This is a genomic window from Alkalihalobacillus sp. NPDC127517 (genome assembly GCF_050276055.1).
Lineage (GTDB): Bacteria > Bacillota > Bacilli > Bacillales > Bacillaceae_D > Alkalicoccobacillus.
The window spans coordinates 49,311-65,283 of sequence record NZ_JBNNQX010000007.1 but is presented as its reverse complement, the minus strand read 5'-3'; the positions used below and the strand labels follow the sequence as shown (position 1 = coordinate 65,283).

The window sequence follows — 15,973 nt, the reverse complement described above, 5'->3', positions numbered from 1 at the left end:
GACACTTTTTGCTCGATAAGATTTTATACTTTTGCTCAATCAACCTACCACTTTAGTAAAATAGATCGTGACGTTATTTTACTGGAGGTTAGGATTTTGGAGGAGAAGTTAGTGTTATATATTAAGATTCAGGAATTACATAAGAGAAAATTTAAAGTAGCACAAATCGCTAAGGAGCTTAAGATCTCAAGACCGACTGTCTATAAGTATTTAGCAATGACATTCGATAAGGCAAAAGCCTATACTGAACAGCCCTTGGGGAAGAAGAAAAAACTAGACGATTATAAGGATTGGATACTGGCGTGGCTAGAAGAGTATCCCCAACTAAGCAGTGCTCAGATCCATGATTGGCTATTAGAAAGATATCCCGACCTATTGGTCGGTGGAAGTACTGTAAGAACTTATGTGAGGGGAATTCGAGAAGTTTATCAGATTGAGAAAAAGGTAATTGTCCGTCAATATGAAGCAGTCCCTGAACAACCTATGGGTAAACAACTCCAGGTAGACTGGGGAGAAACAAAACAAAAAACAGTAAACAACAAAGATATCAAACTGTACTTTATTGCCTTTGTACTCGCTAACTCACGACATAAATATATGGAATGGCAAGCACGTCCATTCACCACAAGAGACGCCATTCGGTGTCACGAAAATGCATTCCAATTCTACGGAGGACGAACAGAAGAAATTGTCTATGATCAGGATCATTTAATAGCAGTAAGCGAAAATGCAGGACAACTGATTTTAACAGCTGAATTCCAAAGCTATGTGAACGAGCGTAAATTCAAAGTTCACCTTTGCCGAAGGGCGGATCCAGAATCTAAAGGTATGATCGAGAATGTAGTGAAATACATAAAAGGCAACTTCGCTGACAGTCGTGTATTTAGAGATATAGAAGATTGGAATGAACGAGCAAAACAGTGGCTCAAGCGTACTGGTAATTATCAGGTTCATCAGACAACGAAAAAAAGACCAGCAGAAGTGTTTCTCCTCGAAAAGCAACACTTACAGCCAGTCTCTTCGTTACTTTCATATGAAAGTACCAATAACCAAAGTATAACAAGAAGTGTTAGCAAGGACAACACGATTCGGTACAAGTCAAACCGTTATTCCGTCCCACTCGGGACTTATCAAAATATGGGTGAGAACCTTGTGTGGATTGAAGTGAAGCAAGAAGATCACAGCGCCCTAGTGATTCGTAAAGAAACAAATGGTGAAGTCGCCGAGCATATCATCAGCTCTGAAAAAGGAAAACTGATTCAAAATCGTCACCATACGCGCGATCGCTCTAAAGGTGTGGAAGAGCTTAAGCAACGTCTCATCTCGCACTTTGAAGATCAGATCCAAGCATCTGCCTATTTAGATGAGATTAGCCAAAGATACCCGAGGTATCGGAGAGATCAGTTCACGATACTTTATAAAGTGATTCAACAATATCCAGCTGTCATTAATAGGGTTTTGACCAAGTGCACAACAGAAAAGCTTTATAATGCAAATGATTTTCGTGATATCGCTCATCACCTGAATACTTTACAAGATGAACCGGTTGAACAAGTACAATCCTTTTACACGAGTTCACCAAAACATTCTCATATCAAAGCCTCTACCCGTTCTTTAGCTGCCTACTCGAGCATTTTAGGAGGTAGAGTCTGATGAATAAGACTGTACATGAACTACAAGATCAATTCCGGCAGCTACGTCTAGCTGAGACTGCGGAGGAGCTGCCAAAGCTTCTTCGCGAAGCTGAAAAAGCATCATGGACTTACTTAGAATTTTTAGAGTCTATCACTCGATATGAATTAGACAAACGTGAAGCGAAAAGCCTGGAGAAGAGAATGAAATGGGCACGCTTCCCTTTCGTGAAGTCATTAGATGAGTTTGAGTTGGACGGACAAAACGTTCTGACAGCTCGACAGCTCTCTCAACTCCGAGAATTAAGCTGGCTAGAGCAACAATATAATCTGATTCTTTTGGGACCTCCAGGCATTGGTAAGACGTATATCGCAATTGGGCTTGGACTTGAGGCTGTTTACAGAGGATTCAATGTGTATTTCGCTACAATGGGTGAACTGGTGCAGCTTCTCAAATCAGAGGAATACCTCAACAAATCTAAAGTTCAGCTGAAGAGAATTAAAAATGCCGACCTAGTGATCATTGATGATTTAATGTATATGGCCATGGATCAGCGAGAAGCAAATCTATTCTTTCATTTAATCAATCATTTATACGAACGAAGTTCGATTATCCTGACATCAAATAAGAGTCCAGAAGAATGGGGCAATTTAATCGGTGACCAAGGCATCACCACAGCGATTTTAGATCGCCTACTTCATCGTGTGGAAGTGATCCATGGAGGTGAAGAAGAGGAAAGTCACCGAATGAAAAATCGAAAGAGCATTTTTTCAGCAGAAGTGTAAAAAGCAAACGAGCAAAAAGTGTAAAATTCAACTTGACGTCTACAATATAAAACATCATGATGAAGTACACATGTTTCAATATAGAGAGAAACCTCCCACTAAAGATATATTCAGTCGAAGAATTAGAACGATATGTAGTAAAGGTGATTTAGAACCTATTCGCTTGCACGATCTAAGACATTCGCACGTAGCTTTACTTATCAATCAGCAAGAGGATCATGTGACCATTAAAGAAAGATTAGGACATGCTTCTATTAAAACTACCATAGACGTATATGGTCACCTGTTCCCAAATAAACAACAAGAGACAGCAGATAAATTTGATAATATCTTTTAAAACCAAGCAAATATTACTTCGCTTGGTTTTAAAATTATTTTTTACGGTATTTATTAGGTAATTTCCCTAGATGTTTACCTTTATGAAATTTCCACTTCTTCTCGTTTAATACATAGAAAAAATCTTTCATAACATAAGGACCTTGATTTCTTAAACAGAGATACATTATCGTATCAAATGTTCTGAACAATAACTTGTTAAACGTATCCAAATCTTTATGATCTTGAAAACCTATCTTTTTATTGTCTAATTGCATTTTATATTCTGTAATCTGTCTTTTAGAAGGGTGAGTGAATTGCGATAGTAAGGAGTATAACTCTTTAGTATCCGTAACCATTAAATCATCTAAACCATGAATTTCATCAAGAGGGCTAATTGAAGATCGAGGTATTTTCTCATAAAAGAACTCTAACTTTTCTTCCAGAGATTGTCCCTTACAAAATTGATCTACAGCTGAATACTTTATTGTAGCTTCTAACATATATCTTAGTTCTCTCTTTGAGGCATTCATAACAAGTTCATTAGATATTATCCTTATGGATGTAATAGATCCTACCAACTCTGTAATACTGAACATCAATGCAGAATCCATATAAGCACTATGGTTTCGACTAGATGACATAGCAATTATAATTAAACCTTTCTGAAAATCATCTAATAGACTCTTCATGTAATTAAAAGATTGTTGATATGCTTGAGAATTTACTACGTCAGCTTCGTATACTTCCTGCATTTTTTTCAGTTCTTCTTTTTTCTCGTCAAAAAATGAATCCATTTTAAAGACCTCCTTCAGAGAAGTTGTTAAACACGAACTATGAACATTTTGTGAACATTTTGCCGTATTAGATAAAAACTGTTTTTTACTCCAGTTCTACTCCCGTTTTTTTCGTCCGTGGTGAAGATACTACCTTAATATGTATAAAATAAAAAAGCACCAAAGCTCTAAAAGCCTTGGTACTACTGGGATGCGGTTGAGAGGACTCGAACCTCCACGAGTTTAACCTCACTAGGCCCTCAATGACGAGAAAAAGGATTGTGAGGTATAAACCCTTGGTATAAGTACATCCTTTTGTTTTGATTCCATATCTTTATTAATATTTCTTCTTTTATGGAGTAAATATGGAGACCCTTTCGTCAATTATAAACGCACATCAGCTAACTTTGTAAAGTGTAATTTTTTCTCGGAGATCAACCGTACATTCATTTAAACACGAACAAAAATATTCGCATTAAATTCATTACTTATTATTTCTGAAATTACGACCCTTTAATTGATCAATTATTACTGGGTTAATCAGAAACTGCCTAACCTCTTCGCCAGTCCCCATTTCTAAAGCTTCCTTCATTAGGTTAATCCACTCATTGTCTAACTCTCTTTCATCCTTATGCTGAAACAAAGACATCCCTCCATTGTTCTTATCAATTGATGTGTAGTTCAATCTTTATCTTCTGCAATGGTCAAAGGTATAGTAATAGTAAATCCTAAGACAGTTAAATAAATTCTCAAGTCAAAGAATAGCATAGTTGTTAATTCTATTTACATATATAGTGGCATCTTATAATTATAATTTCAGATAATAGGCCAAAGGATATTCTAATTAGTAATGTAAAACTGATATCAACTATTTAAATTTTAAAATACTATTTAGGTGATTTATGTAAGTCATTGTCTCAAAATAAAAAAGCACCAAAGCTTTAAAAGCCTTGGTGCTTTTACGATGTGGTTGAGGGGAGTCGAACCACCACGAGTTTGACCTCACTTAGTCCTCAATGACGTGAAAGAATATTTTGGGATACAAACCTTTAGTATCAGTACATTCTATTTTTAATATTACACGATTTTATATGTACTACAATTTTTATGAAGTAAAACAGAGAATGAGAAAAAGACCTCTCATTCATATGAGAGGTCTTCAGTCAGAAATACAAAAAGATGTGTATTTATTAATTTTATTTTATAATTTCCAGTTGTGAAATGTGATATTATTGACTCTTGATTTAGTAATAATATTGTATCGATAGAATTTTTAAAAATAAAAGATTCTCAATCATACACAAAGTTACATTTTTTCATTGACTGTAATTATATTCATATGGTAACTTAATATACGTTAATTAACAAATATTATATATAGAGGAAAATAATGAGCAAAAAAAAGAATCTAATAATTACAGCTTTTTTAACAGTAATATTTTTACTAGGCGTAACTGCACCAGCATTAGCAGCATCTTGGAGTATGACTATGTCAGCCGGAGTAGTTAATGGTAATAATAACGGAAATACGTACAGTCTGAATGCAGGAAAAAGAACTGTAACTGGTAGTGTATATGTAAGCAAATGGAACGACCAACTAACAACTAGTAGTGTTAATGTTACAGCAGTATTATACAAAAAAAATACAGTAGGTCTAAACACTAAGGTAGCTACTAGAAGTGTCAATCCAAATAGTAAAGGACACGCTACATCTGTTGCTATGAGTGCTTCTAATCAACCAAAAGGAACTTATTATTTATATTTTTCTAAAGGTCATAATTACACAACAGTTAAAGGTAGCGGAACTATAAATTAAATTTAAATAAAAATAATTGAGGGCTAGTTATGACCTCAATTATTTTATTTTTGATGTTACAAGGTGGTATATCAATGTTAGATTTTAACCTAACCCCTATTTTTATATTTTTGATAATTTTTATTTCTATGGTCACTATTTTAAGAGTAAAAAGAAATAAATCTTTTGTTTATTTAATGTTTTGGACTGTATTTTATGTTTATCTTGTTAATGTTTTCAAATATACGCAGTTCCCTATGTTTATAGTTGATTATCCATTTGGTGAGTCTGTTGAACCATTTAATTTTGAACTTGTAAATCCATTTGGGTACGATTTACGTACTACTTTATTAAATATCTTAATGTTCGTTCCATTCGGTTTTGGTCTTTCATTTATAGCCAAAACTAGTTGGGTAAGAATATTAATTACATCTCTAGTTTTTACATTAATTATTGAAACCTTACAATTAATGCAACATTTACTTTTCGCAGGATCAGATAGAATTTTCGATATTAACGACATTATCTACAATACTTTAGGTGGGCTACTAGGATACTTTTTATTTAAAATGTTTGCGCGACTTTTTAACAAGTTCTTCAAATCAAAAGAAAATCCTAATACCATCCTTGGTTACATAAGTGGATTAGCAAATCATAAGAGTTAATTACATTTCACCAAGATATATGATAAATCTTGTTGAAAAATAATGACCCTTAACAAAAAATAGTATCAGAGTTTAAAATTAGCTTATTTACATTTTGTTGGAAATAGATTACACTTGCAAAGTGTTAAATTTGATTATGAGGTGTATAAATGAAAAAGTTACTACTATCTTTAAGTTTTATTGGGCTTACTAGTTTAAGTCTTGGTCTAAATAACCAAGCAAGTGCAATGGAAGAAAGTGCAGTGGAAGAAATTCCAGTAGATGAAGTTCAAGCTGTAGGTGGTTGGAGTGAAGATACAGGCTACTGGAGTAATAATGAGAATACTATGACTTTGTTTGCTGCAAAAGCCGCTGCTGCAAAACATAAAGGTTGGCATACTTATACTCAAATTGGAACTGCTAAGAAAAAGAAAGTTCATGCTGAGACAGAATGGACAGGAAGTCATTATTCTCGTGCGCGTTTTGAAATGAGATTTACAGGAACAATCAGCCTTGACTCAGGTAGAAAATTTAATGTTGGAAGCAGTAAATTTAGCCGAGCGTCTTCTACTGATTCAATTATTGATGATGCACTTGCACCTACCGGTAAAACATATTACGGTAGAAAATAAAAAGTCAAAAAGGAATCCTAACTATAGGATTCCTTTTTAAAGGTGTTTTAAAATGAAAAAAATATATTTATTTATGAACTTGTTTATATTGACTGTTCTAATTTTTGCATCAAATAATCAATATAAAGAAATGGAAAATGAAACTTTTATCAGTTCTGAAACTATCACTTTTAAAGTTCTAGACTCGGATATAAATGAAGTCCTAGAAATAATAGAGAGTAAAAGTAATATAATCATATTTCACTATAGAGATGATAATCCAAATACTAAAAACGTATTTCTCAATGATTTGATGCTGCCTAGGTATAATAAGGTACAATATGATTCAACAAGAGAATGTAACAATTATTCTATTAAAGGAAGTTTAGCAGCAGATGATTCTGATCTATGTATAATAGGTGAGTTCAAAAATAAGATCTCTTTTGATTTAATGAGCAATATATGGATTATGCATACGGATCTTAAAAGAATAAATATTCAAGAAACCGACTGGATAAGTATTAATTCACCAAACAAAAAACTATTAGAAGAGGTTAAAGGTAACCTCATTAATAAGGAGAACATTTTACTATTAGAAACTAATAAACCTAATCAGAATAATTCATTTAAATACATAATCGTATTTTCATTGATTTTAATGTGGTTTTTCATAGTATTTGATCTCTTTAACTTATCTAGAGAAAAATATTTGATGCAAATATATTTTGAATTTGGTATTAACTTAACTAAGATCATTAAAACTTTTTTAAAGGATAGAATCTTAAAATATACTTTAATAAATTTATTTATTATTGGGATCGGTTTAATTTCTATATGTGTACCTATAAGAACTTGGGGGAATCAATGGTTTTATGAGTATTTAATTATCTCGTTCCTTACGATCTTAATTCTAATTATTTCTTACATTTTAGTTGTAATTAATCAGACCTTGAAAAAGGGAGGGAGAAAATATTGAGACTTATTTATTTAATTTTTAAAGCTAACAAAACTATAAGTATGGGATTTTTTATAACATGCATCTTATTTTTCTCTTTTGTATACGCATCAGTTTCTTATATCAATTTAACAAATTATGAAAATAATAATTTAGAGACTTTTTCTGATAAGAATAAGTTCGAAGTAGTTGATAACTTAACTGAAGAAAAAGAGCGAGTATTTTTATCAGATCCGAAAAACTTAGATATATTATACAATTTCGCGCAAGAATTATATAAATCTGAAGATTTTAATTTTTATAATGTGTCTAACCAGAGTCATGGGCTAAGAGGTTACACTGGGAAAAATACCGTTTATGATGGTTACGAAGAAGGTTTAGAACCAATAAAATACTATAAAGAAAATGATACAGAAGAGTATGTTGGAGTTAAAACCCTTAGAGTAACAAGTGAAGTACTTGAATTAGCAAATATTCAACTACAAAGTGGTAGGGTTTTTAATGAAGAAGAATATATCTATAATAAAGATGTGAAGAAAATACCTATATTATTAGGGGATGATTATTCTAATGAATATAATATAGGAGATACTCTTGAGATAGAATACTTTACTACCGATTATGAAGCAGAAGTTGTTGGAATTATATCTGCAGATCAAGAAATCTTAGACTCCTATAGTAATCCAGATTTATCTCTAAATAGGTATATAATCTTACCCTTACCACTTTTTAACGAACCACCATCTCAACTATATAATGAGGGTGGAATCGATCAAACTTTTATATTATCAGCAATATTTGATAGTGTTAATGGTCTTGTACTAAGTGACAAAAATGATCTAAATACTCGATTGGATATAGAGCGTATAGGTAATGCAACTAAGTTTGAAGATTTTCAACTTATTGGCGCAAATAGTTTAAAACTCGATAGTTTAGTAAGTATAAGTACAGCTAATGTAGTTACAGTTTCTATGACTCTTAGTTTATTAGCCGTAATATCCATATCGTTATTCTTAGTTACTATCTATCTATTTATAAAATATAACATTCAAACTTTTACTAGTTTACTGATTTTTGGTTACAATATAAACAAAATCAAAAGACTTATATTGAAATATATAGTTATTATGGTAACAGTTTGTGCCTTAATAGTATATTTAATTTATAATAGTATATTTAAATTTCAAACCGGTAGTTACTTTTATTTGTTGCTGATATTCTTCTTGATTATAATAGTAACTCCATTAATAGAATTATTCATCAGAAGAAATTTAAATCAATCACGATTAATTTATAGAATGAAAAGGTGAGATTTTGAATAATATTATCGATATTAAAAACCTTACAAAGAAGTATTCTTCACAAGTTATTTTACAAGATGTCAATTTGCAATTAAAGCAAGGCGAATGTGCCGTAATTAAAGGTAAAAGTGGAGCAGGTAAGAGCACATTGCTAAATATCTTAGCAGGTCTAGAAAAACTTAATAGTGGAGAATATTGTCTCTTTGAAGAAAACATGCATGAGTTAACCGTGAATCAATTAGCTGATATAAGATTAAAACACATATCGTATATTTCTCAATACTCTCCAATGGTTCCTAATTTGACAGTTAGTGAGAATATTTTTATTCCATTAGAGTTTGGTGATAAAAGAGATAACATAAAGACCAATGATGTAACCTCTTGGATTTATGAGCTTATAGAAATGTTGGAGATTGATAAGATTTTAAACCATAAAGCTAAAAAAATATCGGGTGGTGAGCAACAGAGAGTTGGAATAATAAGAGCTCTTATGAAGAAATCTCCTATTATTATTGCAGATGAACCGGTAAGTTCATTGGACAAAGAGATGTCTAAAGTTGTAATGGAGCTCTTAACCAAACTAAAACAACAAGGCTCAATAGTTATATTAGTTAGTCATGACGATTCTATACATTCTATTGGAGATAAATTTATTGCCTTATAAATATCTTAAAATCTATATTCATGATAAATTCTATGCACTGAAAAAGGTCAAGCTAATTAGTTTGACCTTTTTTACAATCCTTTTACTTTAACAATCCTTTAGCTCTTATGTGCCGCTACTTACCTTTATCAAGCATTTAAGTGAACTTCTGTACGGGTATAGTACCCTCATTAAGCCCTCAATTTTGCGAAACGTTAGAAATGACTACATTAACCTCAAATACCTATATAAAAACCTTCATTCTTACATCTATTTCAGTTTAAATCGTATGGCTATGGAAAGAATTTGGAAAGATATCAACATTATAAAAGCGAACAATATGCAAAATATTTTTAAAAAAATCCGGATTTTGAACTCTTATATACGAAATAGACTACGACCTATAATGAAAAGTCAAAAGTATCAAAGCTCTAATAACTTTAACACTTTTGACTAATCTTAAAGTACAGTTTTTGCCTAGATTTCTTCTCCATTTGTATCAATCACATTTCTATACCAATAGAAGGATTTCTTCTTAATTCTTTTCAAAGTTCCTTCGCCATGATCGTCTTTATCTACATATATAAACCCGTATCTTTTCTTCATAGTGCCACCTGAAAGACTAACTAAGTCTAAAGCACTCCATGGTGTATAAGCAATCACTTCTACGCCATCTTCAAGTGATTCTGAAATCTGTTTAATATGTTTTTGAAGATAATCGATGCGGTAATCATCATTAATTTCGCCATTCTCAACTAAATCAGCAGTACCCATTCCATTTTCTACAATCATTATTGGAAGTTGATATCTATCATATACGTTATTCAGAACCCATCTTAAGCCTAATGGATCGATCTGCCATCCCCACTCTGTAGCTTCTAAGTAGGGATTTTTCATTCCATATACAAGATTACCAGCTGTTTTTTCTTGGGTTTCATCTGTCCCAATGCAGTTTGTCATATAATAGCTTAATGAGTAGAAATCAACGGTTCCTTTTTTGAGAATTTCATCATCCTCAGGTAACATCTCAATTTTAATGTTATTGTCTTTAAAATAACGTTTAGCAAATCGAGGATATGCCCCTCTAACTTGTACATCTCCACTTAGCATATTCTTAATTTGATCTTCTTTTTGAGCCATTAATATATCTTCTGGTCTGCACGTTAGTGGGTAATTACACATATAAGCAATCATACAACCAATTTTATTATCTTTATCAATCTTATGACCTAGTTGTACAGCTAATGCACTTGCCACGAATTGATTATGCAAGGCCTGAAATCTAAGTTGATCTGTATTATCTTCTGATTTCAAATCCATATTCACGGTTCCTGCTGTTAATATACTAAACGGTACCAATAAACAATTAATCTCATTAAAAGTAATCCAGTTCCTTACTTTTCCTTTGTAGCGAGTAAATAGTGTCTCACAATACTTTACGTAAAAATCAATCATTTTGCGATTTGGCCAACCTCCAAACTCATTGGCTAAATTGAGCGGTGCATCATAGTGAAGGATCGTGACAATCGGTTCTATATTGTATTTAGCTAACTCATCAAATACATCGTCATAGAATTTTAGACCTTCTTCATTCGCAGTATGCTCAGTTCCATTAGGGAAAATACGAGTCCATGCGATAGACATTCTATAGGCTTTTAGCCCAAGCTCTGAAAACATTCGAATATCTTCTTTAAAATTATGATAAAAGTCAACGCCTACGTGACTAGGGTAAAAAACATCAGGCATAACTTCTTTCGTTTGGTTTCTAAACACACTACCATTAATGCTCCCGCCTAGTATGTCCATTACGCTGGCACCTTTGCCACCTTCATTCCAACCGCCTTCTATTTGGGCGGAAGATGTTGCAGCTCCCCATAAAAAGTTCTCAGGAAAATTCTTCTCCATCTTTCTATCTCCTATCCGTACTCATTATTTTATAATCGCTTCTCCAAAATCAATTTCTCCATTTTCAATCGTTAAATCACTATATTTATCTGAGTTTAGAATAACGATAGAAGTTGTTGTATCGTAACCAAGCTGCTGAATCTCTTTTAGATTAAAATCTAATAAGACGTCTCCCTTTTTCACATGGTTGCCCACTTCAACTCGAGTTTGAAAATGCTCACCTTTAAGTTCAACAGTATCAATTCCAACGTGGATAAGTAGCTCCATACCACTTTCGCTAACTAATCCTACGGCATGTTTTGTGTTACTAACCACCTGAACAGTTCCTTCAAAAGGAGCCACAACTTTGCCTTCTGACGGCATAATGGCAACACCTTTACCCATAGCACCAGAAGCAAATGTCTCGTCATTTACCTTTTCTAAAGAAACTGCTTCTCCTTTTAAAGGGCTAAATACCTTAATGTCAGACTCATGTACATGATCATTGGTATCCTCTGACTTTTCAGAGTTATTATCATCGATAGGATCTTTGAACCCCATAATCCAAACTAAAATAAAAGTTAAAATAAATGCACATAGCATAGCTACGATAGCCCAAACAAGTGAGATGAAGCCTTCAGGACCAATGAAGATTGGTAAAGTTAGGACACTCGGGCTTACGAAAGAATAAGCTGTTACTCCTGCTAAACCTGCTACTACTCCAGCTAAAGCAGACCCAATTAGTACAGCAATAAAAGGACGTTTCAGTCTAAGATTGACTCCATACAAAGCTGGTTCTGTGATTCCAAATAATGCTGAAACCCCAGCAGATATTCCTGTACCACGCATAGCGAGACTTTTTGTTCTCATCGCTACAGAGAAAGCTGCTCCAGCTTGAGCGATGTTAACTAACAACCCACTAACAAGTAGAATAGGATCGTAACCGTTCGTTGCAAACATCGTTATTATTAATGGGATCATTGCATTATGCGTTCCTGTAATAACTAGAAAAGGAAATATAAGAGCATTGATACTTACTGCAATCCATCCCCATGTATTCATAACTTCTACAAATTGACCAAAGTAATCACCTAAAATAGCTCCCAAAGGACCAAATAGAATTAACATAACAGGTGCCACAATTAATATGGTTATCATAGGTCTTAAAAACACTTTAAAAACTGGAGGACTAATACGATTAGCAATCGGATCGACGTATGACATCAACCATATTGCCAAGATAACTGGTATCGCTTGTGCACTATAATTAAATAAATATAAAGGAATTTCTAAGAAACTAGTAAATGTAGCTCCTTCAGCTGATAATGCTACTAAATTTGGATGAAGTAGGATAGCTGCCATAACCATTGCTGTAAAATGATCTACATTGAATTTCTTTGCTGCTGTATAAGCTATGAAAAATGGCAGGAAATAAAATACACCATCTCCGAGAATAACTAGTATACTGATAGTTGGGCTATCTTCTTTAAATAAACCCGTAGTTAATAGAATTGTAATTAATACCTTAATCATCCCTGAACCAGCTATTACAGGAATAATTGGTGCAAAACAACTAATAAGAACGTCTACAATACGGCTAAATATATTTTTCTTTTTTTGATTACCCTCACCTGTTTTTTGACTAGATGAAGAACTAGAACTCCCCTTATATATTTTCTCGAATTCTTTATAAACATTTTCCACTGCTGGGCCAATAATAATTTGATATTGACCTCCACTATTCGTTGTACCGCTTACATTTTCCATATTTTTTATGGCTGCATCATTTACTTTTGTCTTATCTTTTATAGAGAGTCTCAGCCTTGTTACACAATGAGTAGCCGATTCAACATTATTACTTCCACCCAAATTCTTGAGGATGTCTTGTGCTAATTTTTTATGCTCCATATTTTCTCCCCCACTTAGTACATATAATGATTACAACCTCATGATAGCGCTTTTATTTACTAGTAAATACTCTTTTTTAATCATAATTTACATTGAATTATTACTCTATTTCATCACAAATTTAGCTTACAACAATAATTCATAATGAATTCTTGTTTAATAAACCAAGAAAAACCTTCAGAGGAAATCTATGTACTCTGAAGGCTGAATTAAAACAGACATAATTAGTACTGATAAGAAATTCTTACACTTTGAAATTCATTTCGACCAATCGTCGTTTTAAGGTCTAGTATTCCATTTTCAACTTTTATCTGTTTAATTTTAATTCTTGGGACTGTTATATTTTTCAAGTATTGAATTTCACTATTACTAATATCTGCTCCTAAATTCATATTAGTCCATTCTTTTTGCAGATTTCCTGACTCTTCATTTACCGATTGAATTTTAATCTTATATATACCGTTCTTTACATTACTAATTTTATAACTATAGGCTTTTTTCTCCTCTTCTTCAAAGATGTCATCATACATTTTAGGATTATCCATTATTTTTTGATCCATAAAGTACTTGTAGTTAAGATGACCACAGTTATGGCATACAATAAAATAATTATCAGAACCATCTGTTGTAACTAAACTGTTATTATTCCTACCAAGAAAGTATGTACCTCTTCCAATATTAAGAAAGGCATATGCATGGTAAGACGGCTTTTTTAAGTTTTGCTTACTTAGAAGCCCTGGACTTCCATATAAAAGTTGTGGTGTGTTTGAACTAGGTGATATAGAGTCCAATGCATACCAATAACCCATTGCATCAACAAGATCATAACAATCTATTATATTTTTTATTACATAGGCTCCTTTATAACAACTATCATTCAGAATGGTGTGATGAGATGGTGTAAAGTTCCAAATAGGGATCTGAATTTCTTCAATTAATAGCTCTTCTTCTTTTAATATACTTTTGACTATTAATACTTGATTTCTAATATACTGCCCATCGAGAAGTTTTCTAATATCCTTATCAATAGAAAATTCATGGGAAGCTTCTGGATTTGAATGAAAGCTTAGAAAATCAGGTTTTTGTTGTTGGCTAAACCAACTTTTCAAAAACATTCTGAGTTCATCATTTTTAAAATTAATAGGAAACCCAGATCCCCCTATTTTAAAATGATTTGAAAATTGACTTAGAATTTTTTTAATGCTACTAAAGAAATAAAAGTAGTCATCACTCTGACCAAATTCATTTTCAGACCCATTCGTAATTTCAAAACACCAATTTTCTACTTGTGAAAGTCCATATCGATTAGCAATGTGAGAGATAAACGCTTGGAAGACAGAAAGAAAATCATCTATCGTTTTTTGTTCATTATGATGATCAGTTAACCTCAAAAATTGCGTGTCCACCTCAGCGTTTATAACAATATAAGGCTTAATATTTACATTCATAAGGAAATCAAAAGATCTCTCTATATTAAAAAAGTTGATTTCATCCAATCTCCCTGACTTAACAAGCTTCATTTCTTTCGAAAACACACCCCATACTCTTCCGTACTCAAAATCAAGGTCTTTCTTGATCTGAGTGATTTGTTCTTCAGAGTTATAATTCATTAATCTAGATGCTTCACTTAAATTAACTGTCTTACGCCAGTATCGATTAAATGGTTTCTTATTTTGTAGATTCAGATCCATTTTATATTCTTCTTGATCTATATCAAAATTCATTTGTTTTAATCGATTATCCTCAAGCAACTTTTCAATCTCTTCTGTGAAGCTATCTAGTAATACAGATTCTTGTTCACTTTGAGTCACAGGTTCTCTCAATCTATATTCATGTGGAGTTGTCCCAAATTCGTCTTTAAACCCTTTTATAAAGGAGCTTACATTAGGGAATCCAGTATTCATAGCAATTGAAGTAACAGAATAATTTGTGCTAGAAAGCTCATTAATTGCATGATTTAATCGCACTTTATTTAGATATTTTAAGAAGGTCATTCCAAATACTTCTTTAAAGTATTTAGATACGTATGTTGGTGAGAGATAAAAGTAATCGGCCAGATCTTTTAAACTTAACCCATTATAATAATTCGATTTAATATATTCTTCAATCTCCTTTTTTCGATTCTTATTTTTATGATCTAGAGATAACGATTGATTGTAAGAGACTGAAAAATGTTGAACCAGATATTCTACCAACTGGTAAGATAATTTGTTAAGACTAACATCTTTATAATAACTATTTTCATAAGAGACCCTAAGATAAGAATCAATATAAGATTGAAGAGGGAGATAATTAGGTGTTTTCTCTATCGAAGAATTACATATAAATAAGATCTTTTTCTCATCCATTAACCCTGTAAGCATTTTATAATTTATATGAAAAACCATATATAGTGTTTGCTCTTCTTTTAGAATTAAAGAATGTAATCCATTTGAATTAATGCTAATAATATCATTTTTCTCGAGTACATATTCTTCTTGATCCATATAGACGCTCATTTGTCCTTTTAATATATATATAATTTCTACGTTCTCATGTGAATGATTGGGAATATGACGTTCATTACTAATTTGATGTGTGAGCAACTGATTATGACGTAAAAATAAACTCTTCAAAGTTATCTATACCTCCTTCTTATTTAATAAAAGTCTACAGCTTAAGTTATGTATAACATTTTAGTTGAAATAGAGCTACCTAATCATACATCATAACCATTTTTCATCA

Annotated in this window: 13 protein-coding genes and 1 pseudogene; 9 read left to right on the top strand and 5 right to left on the bottom strand. The window is 32.4% G+C overall.

What is annotated here, in order from left to right:
* Positions 1–111: 111 nt before the first annotated feature.
* From istA to ACQKKO_RS10920, 3 genes and pseudogenes are all read left to right on the top strand, one after another.
* Positions 112–1,653, top strand: a complete 1,542-nt coding sequence (istA, locus tag ACQKKO_RS10930; RefSeq protein ID WP_498647421.1) for an IS21 family transposase — start codon at positions 112–114, stop codon at positions 1,651–1,653.
* Positions 1,653–2,417 carry an IS21-like element IS643 family helper ATPase IstB gene (istB, locus tag ACQKKO_RS10925; RefSeq protein WP_498647048.1) on the top strand — a complete coding sequence of 255 codons (765 nt, stop codon included), beginning with the start codon at positions 1,653–1,655 and terminating at the stop codon, positions 2,415–2,417. The genes istA and istB overlap by 1 nt, the downstream gene beginning before the upstream one ends.
* Before the next feature lie 40 nt (positions 2,418–2,457).
* Positions 2,458–2,754, top strand: a pseudogene (locus tag ACQKKO_RS10920) (tyrosine-type recombinase/integrase); the annotation flags it as partial.
* A 34-nt stretch (positions 2,755–2,788) separates the two neighbouring features.
* Here ACQKKO_RS10920 and ACQKKO_RS10915 read toward each other — a convergent pair.
* Both ACQKKO_RS10915 and ACQKKO_RS10910 read right to left on the bottom strand, forming a co-directional pair.
* Positions 2,789–3,529, bottom strand: coding sequence for a hypothetical protein (locus ACQKKO_RS10915; protein WP_498647046.1), 741 nt, complete (start codon positions 3,527–3,529; stop codon positions 2,789–2,791).
* Positions 3,530–3,992: 463 nt separating this feature from the next.
* Positions 3,993–4,151: an anti-repressor SinI family protein gene (locus tag ACQKKO_RS10910; RefSeq protein ID WP_498647044.1), complete on the bottom strand. Its 159-nt coding sequence runs from the start codon at positions 4,149–4,151 to the stop codon at positions 3,993–3,995.
* A gap of 747 nt (positions 4,152–4,898) precedes the next feature.
* On the opposite strand from ACQKKO_RS10910, the gene ACQKKO_RS10905 reads away from it, so the two are divergent.
* The 6 genes from ACQKKO_RS10905 (at position 4,899) to ACQKKO_RS10880 (ending at position 9,478) form a co-directional block, all read left to right on the top strand.
* Entirely contained in the window at positions 4,899–5,324 is a 426-nt protein-coding gene (locus ACQKKO_RS10905; protein WP_498647042.1) for a hypothetical protein, read from the top strand.
* 74 nt (positions 5,325–5,398) lie between these two features.
* Positions 5,399–5,968 (top strand): VanZ family protein, encoded by a 570-nt coding sequence (locus ACQKKO_RS10900; RefSeq protein ID WP_498647040.1) that lies wholly within the window; start codon positions 5,399–5,401, stop codon positions 5,966–5,968.
* A 149-nt stretch (positions 5,969–6,117) separates the two neighbouring features.
* Entirely contained in the window at positions 6,118–6,579 is a 462-nt protein-coding gene (locus ACQKKO_RS10895) for a hypothetical protein (protein WP_498647038.1), read from the top strand.
* Positions 6,580–6,631: 52 nt separating this feature from the next.
* On the top strand, positions 6,632–7,534 hold the full coding sequence (locus ACQKKO_RS10890; RefSeq protein WP_498647036.1) for a hypothetical protein: 903 nt from the start codon (positions 6,632–6,634) through the stop codon (positions 7,532–7,534).
* A complete protein-coding gene (locus ACQKKO_RS10885; RefSeq protein WP_498647034.1) occupies positions 7,531–8,823 on the top strand; it encodes a hypothetical protein in 1,293 nt (430 codons plus the stop codon). The genes ACQKKO_RS10890 and ACQKKO_RS10885 overlap by 4 nt, the downstream gene beginning before the upstream one ends.
* Positions 8,824–8,827: 4 nt before the next feature.
* Positions 8,828–9,478: an ABC transporter ATP-binding protein gene (locus ACQKKO_RS10880; RefSeq protein WP_498647032.1), complete on the top strand. Its 651-nt coding sequence runs from the start codon at positions 8,828–8,830 to the stop codon at positions 9,476–9,478.
* A gap of 456 nt (positions 9,479–9,934) precedes the next feature.
* On the opposite strand, the gene ACQKKO_RS10875 is transcribed toward ACQKKO_RS10880, so the two are convergent.
* The 3 genes from ACQKKO_RS10875 to ACQKKO_RS10865 all read right to left on the bottom strand — a co-directional run bounded on the left by ACQKKO_RS10875 (position 9,935) and on the right by ACQKKO_RS10865 (position 15,864).
* Positions 9,935–11,362: a glycoside hydrolase family 1 protein gene (locus ACQKKO_RS10875; protein ID WP_498647030.1), complete on the bottom strand. Its 1,428-nt coding sequence runs from the start codon at positions 11,360–11,362 to the stop codon at positions 9,935–9,937.
* Positions 11,363–11,386: 24 nt separating this feature from the next.
* A complete protein-coding gene (locus tag ACQKKO_RS10870; RefSeq protein ID WP_498647028.1) occupies positions 11,387–13,249 on the bottom strand; it encodes a beta-glucoside-specific PTS transporter subunit IIABC in 1,863 nt (620 codons plus the stop codon).
* 224 nt (positions 13,250–13,473) lie between these two features.
* Positions 13,474–15,864, bottom strand: coding sequence for a GH39 family glycosyl hydrolase (locus tag ACQKKO_RS10865; protein WP_498647026.1), 2,391 nt, complete (start codon positions 15,862–15,864; stop codon positions 13,474–13,476).
* Positions 15,865–15,973: the final 109 nt, after the last annotated feature.

Coding starts and splice junctions, on each gene's coding strand:
- ACQKKO_RS10875 (WP_498647030.1), bottom strand. CDS start 11,362: ATGGAGAAGAATTTTCCTGAGAACTTTTTATGGGGAGCTGCAACATCT.
- ACQKKO_RS10890 (WP_498647036.1), top strand. CDS start 6,632: ATGAAAAAAATATATTTATTTATGAACTTGTTTATATTGACTGTTCTA.
- ACQKKO_RS10870 (WP_498647028.1), bottom strand. CDS start 13,249: ATGGAGCATAAAAAATTAGCACAAGACATCCTCAAGAATTTGGGTGGA.
- ACQKKO_RS10895 (WP_498647038.1), top strand. CDS start 6,118: ATGAAAAAGTTACTACTATCTTTAAGTTTTATTGGGCTTACTAGTTTA.
- istB (WP_498647048.1), top strand. CDS start 1,653: ATGAATAAGACTGTACATGAACTACAAGATCAATTCCGGCAGCTACGT.
- ACQKKO_RS10900 (WP_498647040.1), top strand. CDS start 5,399: ATGTTAGATTTTAACCTAACCCCTATTTTTATATTTTTGATAATTTTT.
- ACQKKO_RS10915 (WP_498647046.1), bottom strand. CDS start 3,529: ATGGATTCATTTTTTGACGAGAAAAAAGAAGAACTGAAAAAAATGCAG.
- ACQKKO_RS10905 (WP_498647042.1), top strand. CDS start 4,899: ATGAGCAAAAAAAAGAATCTAATAATTACAGCTTTTTTAACAGTAATA.